Source organism: Pseudomonas citronellolis (assembly GCF_900112375.1).
GTDB lineage: Bacteria > Pseudomonadota > Gammaproteobacteria > Pseudomonadales > Pseudomonadaceae > Pseudomonas > Pseudomonas citronellolis.
On the sequence record NZ_FOLS01000006.1, the window covers coordinates 1 to 23289 of the forward strand.

Below are 23289 nucleotides of genomic sequence, written 5' to 3' on the forward strand. Positions count from 1 at the left end.
TCATTACCGGCGCCGCCGCTCAGGTGATCATCAGTGGCATAGCCGGTAAGGGTGTCATTGCCCTCGCCTCCTTGCAGCAACATCGCCTTGATCCGTTCGACATCCCAGATGGTGCCGTCGGCGAAACGGATTTCTTCCAGACGATATGAGTTATTACCGTCGTTAGTGAGGTAATTACTGAGTGTGATCCGATCGTCACTGCCCTTCAGGCTCAGGATCAGGTCGGAGCCCCAGCGCCCCACCAGGATGTCGTCAGTCGAGATGTCATTGCCAAATTCGATAGCATCAACTTTGTCGGTGCTTCTGTCATAATTGAAAACCGTGTCCTGCCCCCAGCCACGCTCAAAGTAATAAACATCACTACCGCTACCGCCTTCAAGGTGGTCATTACCTGCGCCACCAATCAGCGTGTCATTGCCACTTCCGCCGCTCAGTCTCTCATTATCAGCCACACCCAACAGCAGGTCGTCGGTATCGGTCCCACTCAGGCGCCCATTATTAGTGCCTCCCACAACCAGACTCGCGCCTAGAGACGCAAGCACGATACCCAAGGTCCCCCCAAGCGATCTCCCAGCCCTCCGTATCTCCTCAAGTGCCTGGACGCCAGCATCCGTTTTCAACGCTTTTATATTCTTGGCAAACTCGCCGATGAATCCCGCCCCACTCTCTCCTCTTGTCTGATACTCGGTTATCAGTTCATCGACCAGAAGCGAAACATCCAACCTGAACTGTCCGCTAGCCTCATCGAAGGACAAACTCACACGATCATAAAGATGTTTGAAACTCGATTGAGCCAGCAACTGTGTAGCGACATAATCCTTGAGCTTCGAGTACGCTTGCGCCAGTAGACCAGCAGCATTAGGGCCCAGTCCACCAGCCTGCCACTTGTTCACATAGTTCTCGCCAAGAAAGCGCTCCAACGCTGCTATTTTTCGAGCATCTCCCAGCTTATTATTGGCAGCACCACGATCATTAGGATCTATATCCTGAACACCTGCCCAGGCATAAATCAAAGAATCAAGAATCTCCGATTTTTTGGAAAAATTCTTTTCTTCAACATACTCCCCCAGCAACTCTCTTATTCTTCCAGTAGAGTCCTTGGCAATGGACTGATTCAAATCAGAAACACTCCCGAACCCGGCCACATTGGGCAAGGATGAAAATTCCGAACCAAGGTCCACCTTGTTCCTATCTTGCGTATTTGCACTATCGAAAGTGAACCAGACATCATCCATGGCTTGGGTGTCGCCATTCAGATCGACATAGCCACCCTGCTGAAGAATTTTGTTGCCGTGCTCATCTACCTTGTTCTGGTTGGAGAACCCGGTCGACAGTTTGCCTACGCCCGCATCCTCCAGCGTCAATAATTCTCCTTCATTCACCTTTCCATTACTGTTGCTATCCTTCCAGACTCTCAATTGGGAAAAGGCTTCGTCACCGGCATCGATCCAGCCATCTCCATTGCTGTCCAGGTCCGCGAGGGCCAGGAAACCATTGGTTGCCTTTCCGCCATCGGCGAGATCCGTGTTATTGCCGAACAGTTCACTCCCGTCGTCGATCTCGCCATTGCCATTTCGATCGAACACCAGCAGGCCATCATCCTTGCCAACCCAGCCGCTCAGTTCGGCAAAGCCGTTGCCATCATGATCGAAATGAATGCCAGCATCCTTACCAAGGGTCTCAACACCATCCCCATCGAGGTCAAGGATCAAGGGGGAGGCATTCTGCTCAGAGTCTTTAAAATCCTTCTGCAACTCCGGAATCAGCAGGGGAAGACAGGACTGGCCACCATCAATGTAACTCTGCTGTAACTCATTCCAAGTCCAAAGTGGCGGAGATCCGACCATCCCTCCCCATTTATCTGGAGACACCTCATCCTTATACCTTTCCTTGAGCGAGCCTATTGCATCGAACAATTCCGATACAGCCTGTGCAATCTCTCTATTTTCACTATCAGTAGAAAGAGCATATAACCCCAGACCTATTGCAGCCGCTGCAAATAAAGCTGCTGCAGCCGGCCCAGACGCAATTAAACCGGCAACCCCAGCCAACGAGGCTAGTGCAGAAAGCAAGGAGCGGTCAGATGCCTCTCCATTTGCCTTTATATCATTTAAAACCGCCAGAGCACTTGACAATGCAGATGCAGGAGCCGCCACTTTTGAAAGTGGTGCAAATGAAAGAGCTGCGGAAGATGCTGATGCGCTAGCTGCCAGAATATCAGAAGAACTAATTTCCTTCTTCCTCTTCATATCGCGAACATCTTTAGCAGCATTAGCAACAGCTACTGAGCCATTTGTTTTATTTGAAATATGACCAGCCACTCCGCTGGCCAAACCGGCAACAGATGAAAACTTAGACATTGACACACCTCCTATCTCTTAATTTATAAATTAAAAACGAAGAAACTGTAAAAATCGCCAAAACAAACATTATCCAGATAGTTCCCAACGCTGAATCCTTTCTATTTTGACATTCATTCAAATTAGAGCATCTTGAGCCACACACCTCCCGCCCCTGATATTTACAGGAATACAACTCTCTCCCGATTGCATTGAACACCAACTCCTTCCCTTTATATTCTCTTAACCCCAAAATCCTTACATATCTAGGAGATGCAAATAACCATCGATACTTGTCGCCATCCCTATAAACAACGGTATTACCAATTGAAGATCCAGAAGTAACGTGATACAAAACACCAGAAAAACTATTAACCTCCCCTTCAATTTTTCTATCGGTCAAAATATCAACAAAGTGGAAAACAGAAAAAAACACCAGCAAAACAATCCCAATCCTAGTCCCGACAAGAAACTCATCACCGCGAAACAAATCCCTCACTTGACGAAAAAATCCAATTAGCACATTCATCGTTCTTGACCCTCCGCCATATAAACCCCTTTTTAAAAATCCCAACGCCCGTCTATAAATCAGCCTCATAGTTTGTTCTTACCTCTCCCCCAAACTCTCACTCACATACTGTTTAAGCGGACTCAGGAAATACTCGATCACCTTCCGTTTATCCGTTTTCACCTCCGCACTGACCGCCATTCCCGGCGTCAGCGGAATATCCCGCGTGCCGACGCGGATATGGTTTTGCTTCAACCGGATACGCATGCTGTAGAGCAGCCCGCGCTTTTCATCCTCGATAGCGTCGTCGGAGATGCTGATGACTTCGCCCGGCACCACGCCGTATTTGGTGAAGGTGAAGGTCTCGACCTTGATTTCCACTTCCTGCCCGGGCCAGACGAAACCGATGTCCTTGTTTTCCAACATGGCTTCCACTTCCACGGGCTGGTCCTTGGGCACGATGGCCATCAGGGGCTGGGCTGCGGTGACCACGCCGCCGCGGGTGTGGATGGCCAGTTGCTGGACGGTGCCGTCCACAGGGGCGGTGAGGCGGGTCAGTTGGTCGCGCTGCTGTGCCTTGCGCAGTTCCTGGGACAGGGCGGCGGCCTTCTGTTCGGATTGCTGCTGCAGGTCGAGCATGGCCCGGCGGGCCTGGGCGATCACGCCTTCGCGGCGCTGTTCGGCTTCGCGCCTGGAGGCCCGCAGTTCCAGCAGGCGAGCCTTTTGCACCGCGAGCTCGCGGGTCTGCTCCAGGCGGGACTGTTCCTTCTCCAGCCAGGCGTGCTTGGCGACGAAGCGGCGCTCCATCAGGCGCTTGTAGTCCGCCGCCAGTTGCTCGGCGATGGGCAGGGTGATGCGCAGGGAGTCGACCGTGGATTGCGCCGCCTGGATTTCCGCACTGCGCTGTTCGATCAGCGCCTGGGTCTGCTCGACATTGCTGCGTAGCTCCAGGTATTGCCCGCTCAGCCAGCGTTGGGCGCTTTGGCGCTGCTCTTCGCTGGCCTGGGGCAGGCGCTTCGCCAGGGAGTCGGGTTCGATTCCGTCGCGGATGGCTTCGAGCATGGCGCTTGCGCGGGCGCTATCCACCCTGGCCGCCAGCAGGTCCGCTTTCAGGCGTTCCACGTCCGCCTCGGTCTGGCTCGGGTCCAGTTCCAGCAGCAGGTCGCCGGCCTTCACCTGCTGCCCGTCGTAGACATGGATGGCCTTGACCACGGCCACCTCGCTGGGCTGGATGACCTTGGTCTTGCCGCTGGGCACGATCTTGCCGCGGGCAGTGGCGACCACGTCTATCTCGCCCAGGCAGGCCCAGAGTACGGCCAGGGCGGCAAAGGCCATGATCGACCATTTGATGTAGCGCACCAGCGGACCGACCGGCTGCTCCTGCAAGGCCAGGGCCGCGGGCAGGAACTGCACTTCATGGGGCAGGCGTTGCGGCGCGTCCATCGCCTGGCGATTGCGCCAGGCCTGGCGCCATGCCTCACGGTAGCGCTGCAGCAGTTCACGGCGGGCGCTCATGGCGCACCGCCCTGCTGCAGGCGGAACAAGCGCGAATAGTGCCCGGCCTGGTGGGCGAGCAGTTCGGCATGACTGCCCTGTTCGACTATCTGGCCACGCTCCATGACCACGATGCGATGGGCATCGCGCACAGCGCTCAGGCGGTGCGCGATGATGATCACGGTGCGCCCCTTGCAGATGGCCTTCATGTTCTGCTGAACCACGCGCTCGGACTCGTAGTCCAGGGCGCTGGTGGCCTCGTCGAAGATCAGGATGCGCGGGTTGCCGATCAGCGCCCGGGCGATGGCGATGCGCTGCCGCTGGCCTCCGGATAGAGAGGAGCCATGTTCGCCGACCAGGGTGTCGTAGCCTTCCGGCAGTTCCAGGATGAACTCATGGGCACCGGCTAGACGCGCGGCCTGGATCACCGTTTCCACCGGCACGCCGGGGTCGGTCAGCGCGATGTTCTCGCGGATGCTGCGGTTGAACAGCAGGTTATCCTGCAGCACTACGCCGATCTGGCGACGCAGCGAAGAAACGTCGGCCAGCGCGAGGTCCATGCCATCCACCAGCACCCGCCCGCGCTCGGGCACGTACAGCCGCTGCAGCAGGCGCGTGAGGGTGCTCTTGCCGGAGCCGGAGCGGCCGACGATGCCGATGACCTCGCCCGCAGCGACGCTCAGGCTGATGCCACGCAGCACCTCCGAACCGTCTGGACGATAGCGGAAATGCGCCTGGTCGAATTCCACGCGGCCTTTCAGCGCGGGCAGGCTGCTGCGGGAGGTTTGCGAAAGCTCCGTCTGGCTGTTGAGGATGTCCCCCAGGCGCTGCACCGATACGCCGGTCTGCTGGAAATTCGTCCACAGCTGCGCCAGGCGCATGATCGGTTGCGACACCCGGCCTGCCAGCATGTTGAAGGCGATCAACTGCCCTACGGTGAGTTGGCCCTCGATGACCAGGCGCGCGCCCAGCCACAGGGTGGCGACCGTGACCAGCTTGCCGATCAGCGAGACACCCTCGTTGGCCAGCATGGACAGGCTCTGTGTCTTGAAGCCGGCCGCCACGTAGGCCGCCAGTTGGTTGTCCCACTTGCGGGTGGTTTGCGGTTCGACGGCCATCGACTTGAGGGTATCGATGCCGTTGATGGTTTCCACCAGGAAGGCCTGGTTCTCGGCCCCGCGGTTGAAGCTTTCCTGCACCCGCGCGCGCAGCAGTGGCGTGACGAATAGCGAAAGCAGGAAATACAGGGGCAGCGAAAGCACCACCACCAGGGTCAGCCAGCCGCTGTAGAAACACATCACGGCGATGAACACCACCGAGAAAAGCACGTCGAGCACCAGGGTGATGGCATTGCCGGTGAGGAAGTTGCGGATGTTCTCCAGTTCGCGCACCCGCGCCACCGAGTCGCCGACGCGACGCGCCTGGAAATACGCCAGTGGCAGCGTGATCAGGTGGCGGAACAGGCGCGCACCAAGTTCCACGTCGATGCGGCTGGCGGTATGGGCGAAGACGTAGCTGCGCAAGCCGCTGAGCAGGGTTTCAAACAGCATGATGCCGAGCAGGCCGACCGCCAGTACGTCCAGGGTCGAAAGCCCTCGGTGCACCAGTACCTTGTCCATCACCACCTGGAAGAACAGCGGCGTCAACAGAGCGAATATCTGCAACACGAAAGACGCCACCAGGACCTCCCCCAGTGGCTTGCGGTACTTGACCACGGCCGGGATGAACCAGGTGAAGTCGAAACGGGAAAGACCGGCGGCATCCGAGGCCTCGGAGCGGACCAGAATCAGCTCGCCACTCCAGCGACTCTCCAGGTCAGCCAGGGAGCAGACTTCCGGCCGCTGTGCATTGGGGTCCTGGATCAGTGCCTGCCCCTGGTCGAGCCGTGCGATGAGGAAGAAGCCGCCGGCATTCGACCGGGCTATGGCAGGGAGCGGCGTTCTGGCCAGTCGATCGATCGTGCTGCGCGCGGCGCGCGCCTTGAGGCCAAGCTTGCGCGCCGCCAGGAGGATTTCAGCAGTACCGAAGCCTTCCTGGGACGGGCTGAACTCATGGGTCAGTTGCTCCGGCGAAACGGCGACCTGATGAAAACGCGCCAGCATCACCAGACAGGCCACTCCGCTGTCCAGTTTCGAGGTGGCATCGGCTATGCCTTCGGGTTGTTCCAGGGGCATCGGTTTTCCTTGTGCTTTTCCAAGAGTGCGTCCATGGCCTCAGCGAGCCGCCACGGCCCTTCCTTCGAGGGCATCGGCCAGCAACTGGCGGTAGGCCTCGAGCCCAGCGGTGACGCTGTAACGTTGTGCCGTGAGCCGGGCGGCATCCCGCTGCTGCTGCGAAGCCGGCTGTTCCAGGGCAGCCAGGACGCGCTCGGCGATGGCTTGCGCGCAGAAGAAGTCGACCAGGTAACCGTTGCGCCCGTCTTCGATCACCTCGCGTACCGGCGCGGTATCCGAACCGACGACCAGGCAGCCGCTGGCCATCGCCTCGAGCAGCGACCAGGACAGGACAAAGGGATAGGTGAGGTAGACATGGGCTGCGGAGACCTGCAGCACGCGCCGGTAGGTTGCATACGGCACCTTGCCGAGAAAGTGCACGCGCTCCGGGTCCGGCGACACTTCCTCCAGCAACTTGCTGCGCCAATTGGCGGCATCCTGCGGCGGCGCCCCGTAGCTGCAACCGTCGCCACCGACGACGAGCACCTGGGCGTGCGGGTTGGCCGCCAGAATGGCCGGCAGCGAACGCATGAAGCTATGGAAGCCCCGGTAAGGCTCCAGGTTGCGCGCCACGTAGGTCACCACTGGCTGCCCGGCTCGCAGTTGCCGACCGCAGGGTAGAACCAGCGAGGCTTGAGGGTCCGGTCGCAACTCATCGACCGGAACGCCTTCGTGGGCGATACGGATCTTTCCCCGATAGGCCTCGGGATGAAGGGAATGCTGCCAATGGGTTGGCGTGACGCCCAGGTCGCACTGTTCGAGGTTGAGCAGATGCAGGGTATTGCGCAAACGCAGGCGCGCGGAGTCGTCCAGCGTCGAGGGAAACTCGGGATCGAAGCCCGCATCCGCCCCTTGATGCTGGTAATAGAACTCACAGAAATGGATCAAGGGGACGTCGGGGAATACGTCCTTGACGAACAGCGTCTCTCCCCAGCCGGGATGCGCCAGGATCACATCCGGGCGATATCCCTTGCGCCGCTGTTGCAGCAGCAATCGCGCTACCTGCTGGCCATGCAGCACTGCGTTTTCCAGCGTGCGCAGATAACCATGCGCCTGTCTGGCCGGCGCCCGGGTGGGACGGTATCGGAGCAGTGGCACACCGGGTAGCCCTGGCGCGCTGTCCAAGCCGACGGCCCGCACCTCGCAGGCGGAATCGCTGGCCAAGCTCCGAGCCAGGTAGCGGAACTGGCCAGGGAAGTTCTGGTGCAGCAACAGGACCTTCACAGGATGACTCCCGTCCGTTGCTGGCGGCCGCAGACTAGCGGACTGGCTCGATAACTCCCACGTGAAATGCGCAGCATGATCGACTCCCTGAAATGCCCTGGATAGCTGGGAGTCTTTTTAAGAGGAGGCCCTAGGAACGTATGCAGTCCACTTCCAGTTCTGCCTGCAAATTTTTCCTAAACGCTACAGAAACAATGGAAATTTCCCAGGAACTCGACACGACGATTCTTTCGCCGGAACTGGAGCCGAAATAGTTGGATGGCAAAGGTCAAAGGCTCCTCGGCTCACACCGAGGAGCCACTCCTCCGGAGTCAGCCAGCGACTGCCAGGAGATGCTCCAACTGCGTGCTCACCGCAACCGCACCCAGGGAGCCGCTGGCAGGCGGCGTACCGAACGCCGCAAGCACGTTGACCAGTTGATGAGCCTTGCCTTCGAGAGTGAGCAGCAAGCCATCGGCATCGAGCCTGCCGGATGCTGCAGCCGGCGGCGCTCCAGGCGACTCGTCCAGCGGCGACATCGGCGTATGGCTGCCAGGGCCGCCGGGCAAATCGCAACGCCCCTGGCGGGAACCTCCACGCTGCAATGCGGCGTCGATATAGTCACGCCCCCAGACGGTGCCATCGGCGAAGCGAATCTCGGCATCTCCGTGCTTGAAATCGAAATAGCCCGACCATTCGAGCCGGTTGCCGGTGCCTTCCTGGATCAGGTACAGAACGCCATCCCGCTCGGCGATCCTCAGGCTTGAAGGGTCCACTCCCTCGCCGAACTCCAGCGTTTCCCGACCATCCTTGCCATTGGTGCTGAAGAGGCGATCCGCCCCCCAGTTCCTCTCGAAGCGGTAACGGTTATGGCCGGAATGCCCCATGAGGAAATCATCGCCAGCGCCACCGATGAGGGTATCGTCCCCATCGCCACCCAGCAGATAGTCGTTTCCCTCCCCACCATCGAGGTGGTCGTCTCCCTTCTCACCGAATAACCGATCGTTGCCCAGGCCACCGGAAATCCGATTGTCCCGATCATCACCGTGCAGATCGTCGTCGTTCTCGGTTCCCGATAGCACCTGGTCGAGGATATGTTCAGGCAGCCAGCGCGTGCCATCGGCGAAACGTATCTCGCGCAGCGGGCCGGCCTCGTCGAAGTAGCCCAACAGGGCGATGGAGTCACGCCCATCCTGGCCGAAGATCATGAGATCGTTGCCGTTCTTGACCAGCCGTATGTCGCTGCCGGAAATACCGGGGCCGAACTCGATGCTATCGCCGGGTGGCCTGGTGATACCGGTTTCCCAGTCATACAGCGGGTGCGGCTCTATGGTGTCGTTTCCCCAGCCGGGAGCGAAGTAGTAGGTGTTTTCGCCATCGCCTCCCATCAGGTAATCGTCGCCGCCGCCCCCCTCGAGAAAGTCGTCACCAGCGTCGCCGTACAGCAGGTCATCTCCAGCGCCGCCGATCAACGTATCATCCGACGGGCCGCCCTCGACGTAGCCGCCCTCCCGGCCCAGCCCCAGAGGCTGCGCGCCCAAGAGCAATGGATACTCCAGGTCGTTCGCGTAGTGCTTGCTCATCGCTCGATCTCCTTGTCATGTCCTTCCACTGCTTGCTGTTTCCATCAGTACTCGAGGATGTCTTCCAGCCCTTGCCGGCAACCGGCGCGGGCTCGCTTCCCGGAGGCCCTGCATGACCTGTTCCCCCCTGAAGGCCTTGGAAGACAGAGCGTTTTTAGAGCGAGCGTTCAAGAGAGTATGCAGTCCACTTTCCCTGTCACCCGCATGCTCGTTCCCGGATATCGCAGCGAAAATGGGACATGATGAAGAACTCGGCAGCCCTGAATTATCTGTCAGCACGTCCCCGACACTTGCACGACGGCCCGCACGAGGCGGGCCGTCTTGCTCTTGCAGCACGGTCAATCGGCAGATGGAGTTGTTCTGAACACACCCGCCCCGGCCGGACGTAGGGCGCATAACGCCTACGGCGTTATCCGCCGAATCGCGGACAGAGTCCGCTCCTACGGTTCAGAGAAGCACGGGCGTAGGAGCGGACTCCGTCCGCGATTGGATTTGCCGGCCACGCCGGACGCCCCGGTGGCACGGACGGGTGAGCGCGCCCTGCGCGCGATTCGCGGACAGAGTCCGCTCATACAGGTTGACGCCGAACTTTCCCGAGCGCGCCGGACAGCCCCCTCTCCCTTCAGGGAGAGGGTTGGGGAGAGGGGGCGGAGTCAACCTGAAACACAGCTGCCGCCGGAAGGCACCGTTCGCGAGCAAGCTCGCTCCTACGAAGAGCCGAAAGCCGGCGGCGCCATGATCAATCGGCATGGATGTCGTTATGCCGCGTCTCGCGCAGGAACAGCAGCGAGCACACCAGGCTCACGCCGGTGATCAGCACCGGGTACCAGAGGCCGTAGAAGATGTTGCCGGTGTACACCACCAGGGCGAAGGAGATGGTCGGCAACAGGCCGCCGAACCAGCCGTTGCCGATGTGGTACGGCAGCGACAGCGAGGTGTAGCGGATGCGCGTCGGGAACAGCTCGACCATCAGCGCCGCCAGCGGGCCGTAGCAGCAGGTGGCGATGAAGATCAGCGCCACGATGATGGCGATCACCATCGGCCGGTTCACCAGCGAGGCGTCAGCCTGGGTCGGGTAGCCGGCTTCCTTCACCGCGGCGCCCAGGGCGGCGGCGTCGAAGCCTTCGATGCGCTTCTCGCCCACGCTTACCACCAGCTCGCTGCCGGCCGGTGCGGCCTGGGTGCTGTAGGGCACGCCGCCCTTCACCAGCAGGGTCTTGGCCTTGTCGCAGGGGCTGTCGAATTTGGCCTTGCCCACCGGGTCGAACTGGAAGGTGCAGGTGGCCGGGTCGGCCATCACCACCACCGGGGCCTGGCGCGAGGCCTGGTCGATCTGCGGGTTGGCGTAGTGGGTCAGGGCCTTGAACAGCGGGAAGTAGAACACCGTTGCCAGCAGCAGGCCGACCACCAGCACCGGCTTGCGCCCGACCTTGTCGGACACCCAGCCGGCCAGCACGAACAGCGGCGCGCCTATCACCAGGGAGATGATCAGCAGCACGTTGGACAGCCCCGGGTCGACCTTCAGCACCTGGGTGAGGAAGAACATCACGTAGAACTGCGCGGCGTAGAAGGTCACCGCCTGGCCGGCGTTGATGCTGAACAGGGCAATCAGCACGATCTTCAGGTTGCTCCAGTTGGTGAAGGACTCCTTCAGCGGCGACTTGCTGATCTTGCCTTCGGCCTTCATCTTCAGGAACGCCGGCGACTCCTGCATGGACAGGCGGATCCAGGTGGAAATGCCCAGCAGCACGATGGAGATCAGGAACGGCAGGCGCCAGCCCCAGGCTTCGAAGGCCTCGCCGGTGGCCTGGCGGCAGCCCCAGATCACCAGCAGCGACAGCAGCAGGCCGGCGGTGGCGGTGCACTGGATCCAGCTGGTGTAGGCGCCGCGCTTGTTGGCCGGGGCGTGCTCGGCGACGTAGATGGCCGCGCCGCCGTATTCGCCGCCCAGGGCCAGGCCCTGCAGCAGGCGCAGGGCAATGAGGATGATGGGCGCGGCCACGCCGATGCTGGCGTAGGACGGCAGCAGGCCGACGCAGAAGGTCGACAGGCCCATCAGCAGGATGGTGGCGAGGAAGGTGTACTTGCGCCCGATCATGTCGCCCAGGCGGCCGAACACCAGGGCGCCGAAGGGCCGCACCAGGAAGCCGGCGGCGAAGGCCAGCAGGGCAAAGATGAAGGCGGTGGTGTCGTTGACGCCGGCGAAGAACTGCTTGCTGATGACCGCGGCCAGCGATCCGTAGAGGAAGAAGTCGTACCACTCGAACACGGTGCCGAGCGAGGAAGCGAAGATCACCTTGCGCTCTTCGCGGCTGCTTGAGCGCCCCCGTTCGAACGACTGGGGCTGTGCTAGATCGGTCATTACGGCTCTCCTGCCCCTCGTGGGGGCTCTTATTGTTGTTTCAGCCTCGACCGCCACGGCCCGGGGGCCGCGCGACGCTGTCTGGTGTCGAACCTCGTGCTCCTCCCGCCGGGGTGGCCGTCAGGACAGGGCCTTCTCCTCCCGGCCGCTGATAGGGATGACCTCCGCCTGCCGCGAGGGTTCGGCCAGGATCATCCGCGCCGCCTTCTCGGCGATCACCAGCACCGGCGAGCAGCTGTTGCCGGAAGTCAGGCTGGGCATGATCGAAGCGTCGGCGATGCGCAGGCCGGGGATGCCGTGCACGCGCAGCTCGCTATCGACCACGGCATTCGGCCCGCTGCCCATGCGGCAGGTGCCGGCGGGGTGGAAGATGGTGGTGCCGATGTCAGCCGCGGCGCGGTGCAGGTCTTCCTCGCTGTGGAAGTCCGGGCCGGGCTTGTATTCCTCCGGGCGGAAGCGCGCCAGGGCCGGCGCGGCGGCGATGCGGCGGGTCAGGCGGATGGCGTCGGCGGCCACCTTGAGGTCTTCCGGGTGGCTCAGGTAGTTGGGCTGGATCAGCGGCTTGGCGCGCGGGTCGGTACTGCGGATGCGTACGCTGCCGCGGCTTTGCGGGCGCAGGTCGCACACCGAGGCGGTGAAGGCCGGGAAGGCGTGCAGCGGCTCGCCGAAGCGCTCCAGGGACAGCGGCTGCACGTGGTATTCGAGGTTGGCCGAGGCCTGGCCGGGGTCGGACTTGGCGAAGGCGCCCAGTTGGCTCGGCGCCATGGACAACGGGCCGCTGCGCTTGAACAGGTATTCCAGGCCCATGCCGACCTTGCCCCAGGGCGTGGCGGCGATGCGGTTCAGCGTGCGGGTGCCCTGGATGCGGTAGATCAGCCGCAGCTGCAGGTGGTCCTGCAGGTTCTCGCCGACGCCGGCCAGTTCGTGGCGCACACCGATGCCCAGTTGCTCCAGCAAGGGCCGCGGGCCGATGCCCGAATGCTGCAGCAGGGTCGGCGAGCCGATGGCGCCGGCGCACAGGATCACCTCGCGGCGCGCCCGCAGCTCGCGGCGGGCGCCCTGCCAGTCCACCACCAGGCCTTTGGCGCGGCCGTCTTCGAGGATCAGCTGCTGCGCCTCGACATTCGTCAGTACCAGCAGGTTCGGGCGCTGCTCGACCGGGCGCAGGAAGGCCTTGGAGGCGTTCCAGCGCACGCCGCCGCGCTGGTTCACCTGGAAGTAGCCGCAGCCTTCGTTGTCGCCGCCGTTGAAGTCGTCCACCGAAGCGATGCCGGTCTGCGCCGCCGCCTCGCGGAAGGCATCGAGGATTTCCCAGGACAGCCGCTGCTGCTCCACCCGCCATTCGCCGCCGCCATGGTGGATGGCGCTGTCGCCGGCGAAGTGGTCCTCCATGCCGAGGAACAGTGGCAGCAGGTCGCTCCAGCCCCAGCCGGGGTTGCCCTCGGCGGCCCAGCCGTCGTAGTCGCGGGCCTGGCCGCGCATGTAGATCATGCCGTTGATCGACGAGCAACCACCGAGCACGCGGCCACGGGGGTACTTGATGGCGCGGCCGTTGAGGCCGGGAACGGACTCGGTATCGAAGCACCAGTCGGTGCGCGGGTTGCCGATGCAGTAGAGGTAGCCGACGGGGATGTGGATCCAGGGGTAGTTGTCGGGGCCGCCGGCTTCGATCAGCAGCACGCGGTTGGCCGGGTCGGCGGACAGCCGGTTGGCCAGCAGGCAACCGGCGGGGCCGGCCCCCACGATCAGGTAGTCGAAAGCGTCCAGTGCCTGGGGCATGGGCTGACCTCTTGTTGTTCTTATCGATGCGTCGCTTGAGGCTAGCCGCTCATTCGCGATAAAAAAACGAACATTTCGAGTCAGCTGCTGATCGTTTTCTAACAACGGAGCCCGCCATGTTCGACTGGAACGACCTGCGCTACTTCCTCGAACTGCACCGCAGCGGCCGCCTGCTGGCCACCGCGCGCAAGCTGAACACCACCCACGCCACCGTGGCCCGGCACATCGAGAACATCGAACGCGACCTGGGCACCCAGCTGTTCGCCCAGCACACCGGCGGCTACCAGCTGACCCCGGCGGGCTTGGCGCTGCTCAAGCACGCCGAGGCCATGGAGAACACCGCCCTGCTCGCCCAGGAGGAAATGAGCCAGAGCATCAGCCCCCTGGGCCAGGTGCGCCTGGGCGTGACCGAGGGCCTGGGCACCATGTTCCTCGCCCCGCGCCTGGGCGAGCTGATGCGCCAGTACCCAGGCCTCGAGCTGGAACTGGTGTCGGTGCCGCGCTTCGTCAGCATCACCAACCGCGAGGCGGACATCGCCATCACCCTGGAAAGGCCCAACGCCGACCTGGTGATCAGCCGCCGCCTGACGCGCTACCGCCTGAGCCTGTTCGCCAGCCCCGCCTACCTGGAAAAGGCCCCGCCCCTGCGCGACCGCGACGACCTGTGCAAGCACCAGTGGATCGGCTACGTGGACGACCTGCTGTTCAGCCAGGAACTGATGTTCCACCACAGCTTCTGCCGCCACCCCCAGGTGGTGTTCCGCAGCACCAGCGTGGTGGCCCAGCAACAAGCCGCCCAGGCTGGCGTCGGCCTGGCCATCCTCCCGCAGTTCATGGGTCTGCACGACCCGCTGCTGGTGCCGGTGCTGCCGGAGGAATTCATCGAGCGGGAGTACTGGATGTGTACGCGAAGGGAGTTGCACCGGTCGGTGCGGCTGAGGTTGGTTTGGGATTTTCTGGTGGGGTTGTGTGAGCGGGAGCAGGGCGTGTTGATGGGGGAGCCGAAGACTGGAATGACAACAGGCCTCCCCGGAGGAACAAAGCTGGCGGAACATCAGCCGCAGGACTGATGGCCGCCCCATATTAAGCGGTTATTTCTTTCTAGGCTTTCCTGCGCCAAGGTCGGAGCCCCGTGGGTTGGGCGGTGGGACGCTTTTGTAGGAGCGAGCTTGCTCGCGAACAGAGTTTCCCGGTCATGCCGGTGCCAGGCATGAGAGCGCCCTCTCCCTAACCCTCTCCCTGAAGGGAGAGGGGACCGTTGGGCAGAAACGGGAGTTCTGGAGTTAGCCGGTAATTTCGGTGTTATCCGGCTGAAACTGACCTTTCCGCCGGCACGGACAAGCTCCCTCTCCCTTCAGGGAGAGGGCTGGGGAGAGGGGACGGATTCAACTGAAAACACCAGAGTCGCCGGCAAGTCCCCTTCGCGAGCAAGCTCGCTCCTACCAGCGCGGTGCTGGCGATTCAGGTCTCTGCACTCAGAAGTTGTGTTCCGCTGTCGCAGACGGACTCCAGTCCAACTCTCGGAGAAACTGCCTGACCTCACGTCGCGAGCGCAAATGGATGATGCGCCGCCCCTGCCGGTGCGCATCCAGCAATTCCATTACCTTGGGGCGGCTGCGCTTGGGGTAGTTCCAGATCCAGTTCAGGAATGCCGGATCGGGCAATTGCTCAGGGCAGCCTTCGGCCATGTCCGGGCGGACTCGGCCGCGGTAGCGGAAGCCGCGCCAGAGGGCGCGCCACAGGCAGAGCAAGGGTGGCAGGTCGAGGAAGATCACGGTGTCGCAGGCGGCAAGGCGCTGCGCCAGGGTGCCGGAGTAGTTGCCGTCCATCACCCAGCGCTCGCCCTGGCAAAGCACCTGTACGCGGGCCTGCCAGTCCGGTTTTTCCGGCTCTTGCCAGCCGGGCTGCCAGTACAGCGCGTCCATGTGGATGACCGGTAGCGCCAGGCGCTGGCCAAGGGTGGCGGACAAGGTGCTCTTGCCGCTGCCACCGGAGCCGATGATCAGGATTCTTTGCACAGAACGCTCCCTGTTGGCCTGCTGCGGGCCGCGTATTGTGCGGCAACCCTGGCGTTGGCGTTAAGAGAGATCAGGCGAACTGCACCGCAGGCCGAACCGTGGCGCTCTTCGTAGGATGGGTGGAGCGAAGCGATACCCATCGCCCTGCCCGGCCGAGTGCCGGCCCTGTCAGCAGGATCGCGGATAAGATCCGCTCCTACGCTGCCACACCCGCGCCATTCCCATGTAGGAGCGCGCCCTGCGCGCGATTTCGCGGGCCGGGCCCGCTCCTACGAGGATGCATGGGCTTGGTCGGGGGGCTTACTCGGCGCGGGCGTGTTCGACCTTGTCCGAGGCGGACCAGATGCGGTAGCGGACTTCGATGTCTTTCGGTGCGTAGATCACGATCGGCAGCTTGCTGTTGTAGCGCAGCAGGAAGCCGTCGCCGACCACCGGTACGAAGTCCTTCTTGCTGGCACCTTGCGGGCAGGCCATCAGGGTGCTGGCCGGGCCGCCGACCTTGTCCAGGCGGTAGTAGGGGTAGCCCCAGCCCTCCAGGGTCTTTTCTTCCAGGCTGCCGCCCAGGCGTTGACGGTTGCAGTCGACGGTCAGGGTCTTGCCGGCCAGGACTTCGACCTTGAAGTTCTCTTCGTGGGCTTGCTGCGGCAGGTGGATGACCTGCCGCACGAAGCCGTCTTCGGCCTTGGGATAGGGCGCCACGTCTTCGAGTTTGGCGGCGTTGGCCAGGGTGGCGGTGGCGCTGAGCAGCAGCGCGGTGGAGAGGGTGAAACGGGTGAAGGGCATGACGCCTCCTTGCCGGTTGAAGGGCGAACGCAGGATACATTCGTCCGGGTTGATTGCGTCCCTTCGACCATGTGCCTGTACGAATGCGCGGCCCAGGGCCGCGCGAAGTTGTTTCAGGCTACTTCACCGCCGGTCTTGGCCTGCTGTTCCAGGTGCGCCTGCAGTTCCGGGTCGAGCTGCAGCTGGTAGGCCAGCTCGTCCAGGTAGTTGCGCTCGCTTTCCTGCTGGTCGTCCACCAGCATCACGCTGGCCAGGTACATTTCCGCGGCCTTGCCCGGGTCGCCTTGCGCGGCCTGAGCCACGTCGGCGGCTTCGAGGGGTTTCTGCACTTCGTTGTCGAGCCAGGCCTGCAGTTCCGGCTCGCCGGCGTGGCGGGAGATTTCCGCGTAGATCGCCTGCTTTTCCTTGTCGTCGATGCGGCCGTCGGCCTTGGCCGCGGCGATCAGGGCGATGAGGATGGCGTGGCTGTGGGCTTCGGCTTCGTCGCCGGAGAGCTGGTCGACGGTGGTCGGCGGCTGTTGCTGCGCGGCGACCGCCTGTTGCTGCTGCCAGTTCTGGTAGGCCTGGAAGGCCATCATGCCCAGGGAGGCGAGCATGGCGTAGTTGACCCCGCCGCCGCTGGAGCGGCCCTGGCTGGCCGGGGCGCCGCCGCCGAGCATGCTGCCCAGCACGCCGCCGAGGCCACCCAGGCCTCCGGCCGCTGCGCCACCGCCGGTGGCTCCGCCGAGCAGGCCGCCAAGCAACCCGCCAAGGCCTCCCAGGCCGCCTGCGCCGCCCTGTTGCGCCTGCGCGCCCTGGCCGGCCCGCAGCAGTTGTTCCAGCAGATCCGTGGTGTTCATGGCAGCGCCCTCGGCGTGGTTGCAGTCAGGCAACGATAGTCCCGGTGGCGGATTCCGCCAATGCCGTCCGGGACTATTCAGGGGCGCGCTGAGAATCAGGCCGGCAGTGCCTGCAGGGCCTTCTGCGCCTGGGCTTCCAGCTCGGCCTTGAGGCCCGGGTCGAGGCTCAGCTGGCGGGCCAGTTCGTCGAGGTAGGCGCGTTCCATGTAGTTCTCCTCGTCGACCATCAGCAGGCTGGCCAGGTACATCTCGGCGGCCATTTCCTCGCTCTGCGCGGCCCCCGCCACTTCCCGCGGGTCCAGCGGCTTGGCCAGTTCGCGGTCGAGCCAGCCCTGCAGTTCCAGGTCGCCGGTGAGCTTGGCGATCTCGCCGTCGATCAACTGGCGTTCGCGGGCGTCGATATGGCCATCGGCCTTGGCTGCCGCCACCAGGGCGCGGAGGATGGCGTGGCTGTGGGCCTCGGCCTCCACCGGCGGCAGGCGGTCCACCGTCTGCGGCTCGCCGCGCGGCGCGCTGGCCTGCTGGCGCTGCCAGTTGCCGTAGGCCTTGTAGGCGATCACCCCGAGGGCGGCCAGGCCGCCGTAGGTGACGACCTTGCCGCCCATCTTCCGCGCCTTCTTGCTGCCCAGCAGCAGGCCCAGCGCGCCGGCGGCCAGGGCGCCGCCACCGGCGCCGGAGAGCAGGCTGCCGAGGTCCAGGCCGCCCTTGCCCTGGGCCTGGCCGGGCTGGCCGCCGCTCTGGGCGAGGCCCTTGTTCTGCAGGAGGTCCTGGCCGGATTTGAGCAGTTGGTCGAGCAGGCCACGGGTGTTCATGGCGGTCTCCTGGGTCGGTTGAGGGAAACCTCGACTCTAGCGCCCGCTCCCGTGGGTGCGCAGGCGCAGAGTGCTTCGGGATATTGCCGGGGAGTACGAATCGCGGGCAGGGCCCGCTCCTACAGGTGCAGGAGAACGTCGTCGTAGGATGGGTTGAGCGAAGCGATACCCATCGCCGCGGCTCGCGAATGATCCCCGCGGCGGAATCCGTTCGCGAGCAAGCTCGCTCCTACGAAGAACAGGCGGGTTGGGCGGGTGCTTTCATTCGATTTAAAAGAATGCTCCTATAGATTTTCGATAAAGCACAAAAGCCATGGCCTGCCACCCATGATGACCCTGCGCCAGATCCGCCATTTCATCGCCGTCGCCGAGACCGGTTCGATCTCCGCCGCCGCCCAGGCGGTGTTCATTTCCCAGTCCACCCTGACCCTGGCCATCCAGCAGCTGGAGGAGGAAATCGGCGTGCGCCTGTTCGAGCGCCACGCCAAGGGCATGACGCTCACCCACCAGGGCCACCAGTTCCTGCGCCAGGCGCACCTGATCCTGGCCACGGTGGAAAACGCCAAGCGCAGCCTGCAGCAGAGCACCGACAAGGTCGCCGGCAGCCTGACCATCGGCGTGACCAGCCTGGTGGCCGGCTACTACCTGGCCGACCTCATCACCCGCTTCCAGCGCGCCTACCCCAACGTGCAGACGCGCGTGGTGGAGGACGAGCGGCCTTATATAGAGCACCTGCTGGTGAGCGGCGAGATCGACGTCGGCGTGCTGATCCTCTCCAACCTGGAAGACCGCCACGCCCTGCAGACCGAGGTGCTCACCCATTCGCCGCACCGCCTCTGGCTGCCGGCCCAACACCCGTTGCTGGAGCGCGACAGCATCGGCCTGGCGGACGTCGCCGGGGAGCCGCTGATCCAGCTCAACGCCGACGAGATGGGCCTGCACACCCAGCGCATCTGGTCGCGCGCCGGGCTGGTGCCGCAGGTGACGCTGCGCACCGCCTCGGTGGAGGCCGTGCGTAGCCTGGTGGCCGCCGGCCTCGGCCTGTCGATCCAGCCGGACATGACCTACCGCCCCTGGTCGCTCGAGGGCGACATCATCGAGGCGCGCCCGCTGGTGGACCTCGGCGAGCCGCTGGACGTCGGCCTGGCCTGGCGCCGCGGCACGGCGCGGCCGGCGCTGGTAGACCCATTCCTCACCGTGGCCCGTGAACAACCCAACGCCAAGCGGCCTTCCATCTAGCAGCATTCGATTTAATCGAATGCCACTTTCAGTATTTAGAATTTGTCGACCCCAGGCCCGGAATCTAGTCTCTGGCTTCATACAAAAGGGCCAGTTCCGGGCAACCCACCGGAGCAACCCATGGCCCCCGAAAACAAGACCGAGAAGAAAAGAGCCGCGAAGATGAACGCCCTGGCGAGCACCCCGACCCTGTACACCGAGCTGCTGATCGACGGTCAGCTGACGCCCGGCCAGGGCCTTGCCGAGGCGATCCTCAACCCCGCCAGCGGCGAAACCCTGGTCTCGGTCGCCGATGCTTCCCCCGAGCAGATCGAACAGGCCATCGACGCCGCCCAGCGCGCCTTCCCGGCATGGTCGCGGACCACCCCGGCGCAACGCTCCGCCGCGCTGCTGGCCATCGCCGACGCCATCGACAAGCGCGCCGACGCCCTCGCCCGCCTGGAAGCCCTGAACTGCGGCAAGCCGCTGCACCTGGCGCGACAGGACGACATCCCCGCCACCGCCGACGTGTTCCGCTTCTTCGCCGGCGCCGTGCGCTGCCAGCAGGGCCAGCTGGCCGGCGAGTACGTGCCCGGGCACACCAGCATGGTGCGCCGCGACCCGGTGGGCGTGGTGGCCTCCATCGCGCCCTGGAACTACCCGCTGATGATGGCCGCGTGGAAGATCGCCCCGGCCCTGGGCGCCGGCAACACCCTGGTGTTCAAGCCCTCCGAGCACACCCCGCTGTCGATCCTGGCGCTGGCCCCGGCGCTGGCGGACATCCTCCCGCCGGGCGTGCTCAACATCGTCTGCGGCGGCGGCGAGAACGTCGGCAGCCACCTGGTCGGCCACCCGCGGGTGCGCATGGTCTCGCTGACCGGCGATATCGTCACCGGGCAGAAGATCCTCCAGGCCGCCGCGCGCACCCTGAAACGCACCCACCTGGAGCTGGGCGGCAAGGCGCCGGTCATCGTCTGCAACGACGCCGATATCGAGGCGGTCGTCCAGGGCGTGCGCACCCACGGCTACTACAACGCCGGGCAGGACTGCACAGCCGCCTGCCGCATCTACGCCCAGGCCGGCATCCACGACCGCCTGGTGGCCGAGCTAGGCGAGGCGGTGGCAAGCATCCGCTTCGCCCGCAAGCGCGACCAGGACAACGAGATCGGCCCGCTGATCAGCGCCCGCCAGCGCGACCGCGTGGCCAGCTTCGTCGAACGCGCCCTGGGCCAGCCGCACATCGAGCGCGTGACCGGCGCCGCCGTGCACTCCGGCCCCGGCTTCTACTACCAGCCCACGCTGCTGGCCGGCTGCAAGCAGCAGGACGAGATCGTCCAGCGCGAGGTGTTCGGCCCGGTGGTCACGGTGACGCGCTTCGAGCAACTGGAACAGGCGGTGGACTGGGCCAACGACTCCGAATACGGCCTGGCCTCCTCGGTGTGGACGCAGAACCTGGACAAGGCCTTCCAGATCGCCAACCGCCTGCAGTACGGCTGCACCTGGATCAACACCCATTTCATGCTCGCCAGCGAGATGCCCCACGGCGGCCTCAAGCGCTCGGGCTACGGCAAGGACCTGTCCAGCGACTCGCTGCAGGACTACAGCGTGGTGCGCCACATCATGGCCCGCCACGGCGACCGCCTGGATTGAACGCCCCGGCGGGCCCGCCCGCCGGTACATAAGAAATGCCCCGGCGGTACGCCGCGCGAGGGCCGTTGCTCGATTGACACTGCCCCACCAATAGAGACAACAAACGAGGGAGACATCGCATGCGCAAGACAGCACTGTTCAGCGCCATCACCACCGCCCTGCTGGCCAGCGCCGGCGTACAGGCCGCCGACGCCATCAAGGCGGTCGGCGCCGGTGAAGGCCGCCTGGACATCATCGCCTGGCCGGGCTACATCGAACGCGGCCAATCCGACAAGGCCTACGACTGGGTCACCCAGTTCGAGAAGGACACCGGCTGCCAGGTCAACGTGAAGACCGCCGCCACCTCCGACGAGATGGTCAGCCTGATGGCCAAGGGCGGCTACGACCTGGTCACCGCCTCCGGCGACGCCTCGCTGCGGCTGATCTACGGCAAGCGCGTGCAGCCGATCAACCCCGAGCTGATCCCCAACTGGAAGAACGTCGACGCGCGCCTGAAGGACGCGCCCTGGTACACCGTCAACGGCAAGACCTACGGCACCCCGTACCAGTGGGGCCCGAACGTGCTGATGTACAACACCAAGGTCTTCCCCAAGGCGCCGGACAGCTGGAGCGTGGTGTTCCAGGCGCAGGACCTGCCCGACGGCAAGCCGAACAAGGGCCGCGTGCAGGCCTACGACGGCCCGATCTACATCGCCGACGCCGCGCTGTACCTGAAGAGCACCCAGCCGGAACTGGGCATCCAGGACCCGTACCAGCTGACCGAGGCGCAGTACGGCGCCGTGCTCGACCTGCTGCGCAAGCAGCATTCGCTGATCCACCGCTACTGGCACGACGCGACCGTGCAGATGAGCGACTTCAAGAACGAAGGCGTGGCCGCCTCCAGCTCCTGGCCGTACCAGGCCAACGCGCTGAAGGGCGAGAAACAGCCGATCGCCACCGTGTTCCCGAAGGAAGGCGTCACCGGCTGGGCCGACACCACCATGCTGCACGCCGAGGCCGCGCACCCGAACTGCGCCTACAAGTGGATGAACTGGTCGCTGGAGCCCAAGGTGCAGGGCGACGTCGCCGCCTGGTTCGGCTCGGTGCCGGCCGCGCCGGAAGGCTGCAAGGCCAGCGAGCTGCTGGGCGCCGAAGGCTGCGCCACCAACGGCTTCGACCAGTTCGCCAGGATCGCCTTCTGGAAGACCCCGCAGGCCGAGGGCGGCAAGTTCGTGCCCTACAGCCGCTGGACCCAGGACTACATCGCGATCATGGGCGGCCGCTAAGCCAGCGTCGTAGGGACATCCGTAGGATGGGTTGAGCTCCGCGAAACCCATCACCGCGGAGCGATGCCCGATCGATGGGTATCGCTTCGCTCAACCCATCCTACGTCCCGCTTTCCCGACATCCGTTTCTGATTCACCCGATTTTTCCGGGCAGGGCCTTCGTACGCCGGATTCCTGCCCCTGGAGCGTGCCCCATGACCACCCCCGCTGTTCAATTCACCCAGGTCTCCCGCCAGTTCGGCGAGGTGAAAGCCGTCGACCGGGTGTCCATCGACATCAAGGACGGCGAGTTCTTCTCCATGCTCGGCCCCTCGGGCTCGGGCAAGACCACCTGCCTGCGCCTGATCGCCGGTTTCGAACAGCCCTCCTCCGGCTCCATCCGCATCCATGGCGAGGAGGCCGCCGGCCTGCCGCCGTACCAGCGCGACGTGAACACGGTGTTCCAGGACTACGCGCTGTTCCCGCACATGAACGTGCTGGAGAACGTCGCCTACGGCCTGAAGGTGAAAGGCGTGGCCAAGGCCGAGCGGCTGAAGCGCGCCGAGGAAGCCCTGGGCATGGTCGCCCTCGGCGGCTACGGCAGCCGCAAGCCGGTGCAGCTCTCCGGCGGCCAGCGCCAGCGCGTAGCGCTCGCCCGGGCCCTGGTGAATCGCCCGCGGGTGCTGCTGCTGGACGAACCCCTGGGCGCGCTGGACCTGAAGCTGCGCGAGCAGATGCAGAGCGAGCTGAAGAAGCTGCAGCGCCAGCTGGGCATCACCTTCATCTTCGTCACCCACGACCAGAGCGAAGCGCTGTCGATGTCCGACCGCGTGGCGGTGTTCAACAAGGGCCGCATCGAGCAGGTCGACACCCCGCGCAACCTGTACATGCAACCGGCCACGCCCTTCGTCGCCGAGTTCGTCGGCACCTCCAACGTGCTGCGCGGCAACCTGGCCCAGCAACTCACCGGCAACGCCCAGCCGTTCTCCATCCGCCCCGAGCACATCCGCTTCGCCAGCGGCGAGCGCGGCGCCGGCGACCTGGAGATCAGCGGCCTGCTGCACGACATCCAGTACCAGGGCGCCGCCACCCGCTACGAAATCCGCCTGGACAACGGCCAGAACCTCTGCCTGAGCCAGGCCAACAGCCAGTGGGACGCCGCCGCCGTGGCCCACCAGCCGGGGCAGCGCGTGACTGCGCGCTGGGCGCGCGAGGCCATGGTGGCGCTGAACGAGGGCGCCTGA

Annotated in this window: 17 protein-coding genes; 5 read left to right on the forward strand and 12 right to left on the reverse strand. The window is 64.0% G+C overall.

Annotated features, from left to right (window positions below):
- The 8 genes from BM060_RS32275 to BM060_RS07340 all read right to left on the reverse strand — a co-directional run.
- A partial coding sequence (locus BM060_RS32275) for an SPM autocatalytic domain-containing protein (RefSeq protein ID WP_305728538.1) occupies positions 1-2360 on the reverse strand: 2360 nt, incomplete at its 3' end.
- Complete coding sequence (locus BM060_RS32280) at positions 2353-2937, reverse strand: hypothetical protein (RefSeq protein WP_135499966.1); 585 nt, start codon at positions 2935-2937, stop codon at positions 2353-2355. The genes BM060_RS32275 and BM060_RS32280, both read right to left, overlap by 8 nt.
- Before the next feature lie 9 nt (positions 2938-2946).
- Positions 2947-4362 carry an HlyD family type I secretion periplasmic adaptor subunit gene (locus tag BM060_RS07315; protein WP_074978766.1) on the reverse strand — a complete coding sequence of 472 codons (1416 nt, stop codon included), beginning with the start codon at positions 4360-4362 and terminating at the stop codon, positions 2947-2949.
- Entirely contained in the window at positions 4359-6515 is a 2157-nt protein-coding gene (locus BM060_RS07320; RefSeq protein ID WP_074978768.1) for a type I secretion system permease/ATPase, read from the reverse strand. Before BM060_RS07320 ends, BM060_RS07315 begins: the two co-directional genes overlap by 4 nt.
- Positions 6516-6554: 39 nt before the next feature.
- The gene (locus BM060_RS07325) at positions 6555-7778 is read right to left on the reverse strand and encodes a glycosyltransferase family 4 protein (protein ID WP_074978770.1); all 1224 of its coding nucleotides are present in this window, start codon (positions 7776-7778) and stop codon (positions 6555-6557) included.
- 311 nt (positions 7779-8089) lie between these two features.
- The gene (locus tag BM060_RS07330) at positions 8090-9340 is read right to left on the reverse strand and encodes a calcium-binding protein (RefSeq protein ID WP_074978772.1); all 1251 of its coding nucleotides are present in this window, start codon (positions 9338-9340) and stop codon (positions 8090-8092) included.
- A 739-nt stretch (positions 9341-10079) separates the two neighbouring features.
- Positions 10080-11702 carry an MFS transporter gene (locus tag BM060_RS07335; protein WP_074978775.1) on the reverse strand — a complete coding sequence of 541 codons (1623 nt, stop codon included), beginning with the start codon at positions 11700-11702 and terminating at the stop codon, positions 10080-10082.
- A 120-nt stretch (positions 11703-11822) separates the two neighbouring features.
- Entirely contained in the window at positions 11823-13481 is a 1659-nt protein-coding gene (locus BM060_RS07340; RefSeq protein WP_074978777.1) for a GMC family oxidoreductase, read from the reverse strand.
- 116 nt (positions 13482-13597) lie between these two features.
- Here BM060_RS07340 and BM060_RS07345 point away from each other — a divergent pair, with 116 nt between their 5' ends.
- On the forward strand, positions 13598-14551 hold the full coding sequence (locus BM060_RS07345) for a LysR family transcriptional regulator (RefSeq protein ID WP_074978780.1): 954 nt from the start codon (positions 13598-13600) through the stop codon (positions 14549-14551).
- A gap of 405 nt (positions 14552-14956) precedes the next feature.
- Here BM060_RS07345 and BM060_RS07350 read toward each other — a convergent pair whose 3' ends face one another.
- The 4 genes from BM060_RS07350 to BM060_RS07365 all read right to left on the reverse strand — a co-directional run bounded on the left by BM060_RS07350 (position 14957) and on the right by BM060_RS07365 (position 17933).
- Positions 14957-15499, reverse strand: coding sequence for a P-loop NTPase family protein (locus tag BM060_RS07350; RefSeq protein WP_074978782.1), 543 nt, complete (start codon positions 15497-15499; stop codon positions 14957-14959).
- Positions 15500-15799: 300 nt separating this feature from the next.
- Complete coding sequence (eco, locus tag BM060_RS07355; protein WP_058487278.1) at positions 15800-16282, reverse strand: serine protease inhibitor ecotin; 483 nt, start codon at positions 16280-16282, stop codon at positions 15800-15802.
- Positions 16283-16395: 113 nt separating this feature from the next.
- Positions 16396-17121 carry a DUF533 domain-containing protein gene (locus tag BM060_RS07360; protein WP_074978784.1) on the reverse strand — a complete coding sequence of 242 codons (726 nt, stop codon included), beginning with the start codon at positions 17119-17121 and terminating at the stop codon, positions 16396-16398.
- 95 nt (positions 17122-17216) lie between these two features.
- Positions 17217-17933: a tellurite resistance TerB family protein gene (locus tag BM060_RS07365; RefSeq protein WP_074978786.1), complete on the reverse strand. Its 717-nt coding sequence runs from the start codon at positions 17931-17933 to the stop codon at positions 17217-17219.
- Between the two features lie 327 nt (positions 17934-18260).
- Between BM060_RS07365 and BM060_RS07370 the strand changes: the two genes are divergently transcribed.
- From BM060_RS07370 to BM060_RS07385, 4 genes are all read left to right on the forward strand, one after another.
- Complete coding sequence (locus BM060_RS07370) at positions 18261-19172, forward strand: LysR family transcriptional regulator (protein WP_009616507.1); 912 nt, start codon at positions 18261-18263, stop codon at positions 19170-19172.
- Positions 19173-19292: 120 nt separating this feature from the next.
- Positions 19293-20801 (forward strand): gamma-aminobutyraldehyde dehydrogenase, encoded by a 1509-nt coding sequence (locus BM060_RS07375; RefSeq protein WP_074978788.1) that lies wholly within the window; start codon positions 19293-19295, stop codon positions 20799-20801.
- A 119-nt stretch (positions 20802-20920) separates the two neighbouring features.
- Entirely contained in the window at positions 20921-22066 is a 1146-nt protein-coding gene (gene ydcS / locus BM060_RS07380) for a putative ABC transporter substrate-binding protein YdcS (protein ID WP_074978790.1), read from the forward strand.
- Positions 22067-22260: 194 nt separating this feature from the next.
- On the forward strand, positions 22261-23289 hold the full coding sequence (locus BM060_RS07385; protein ID WP_074978791.1) for an ABC transporter ATP-binding protein: 1029 nt from the start codon (positions 22261-22263) through the stop codon (positions 23287-23289).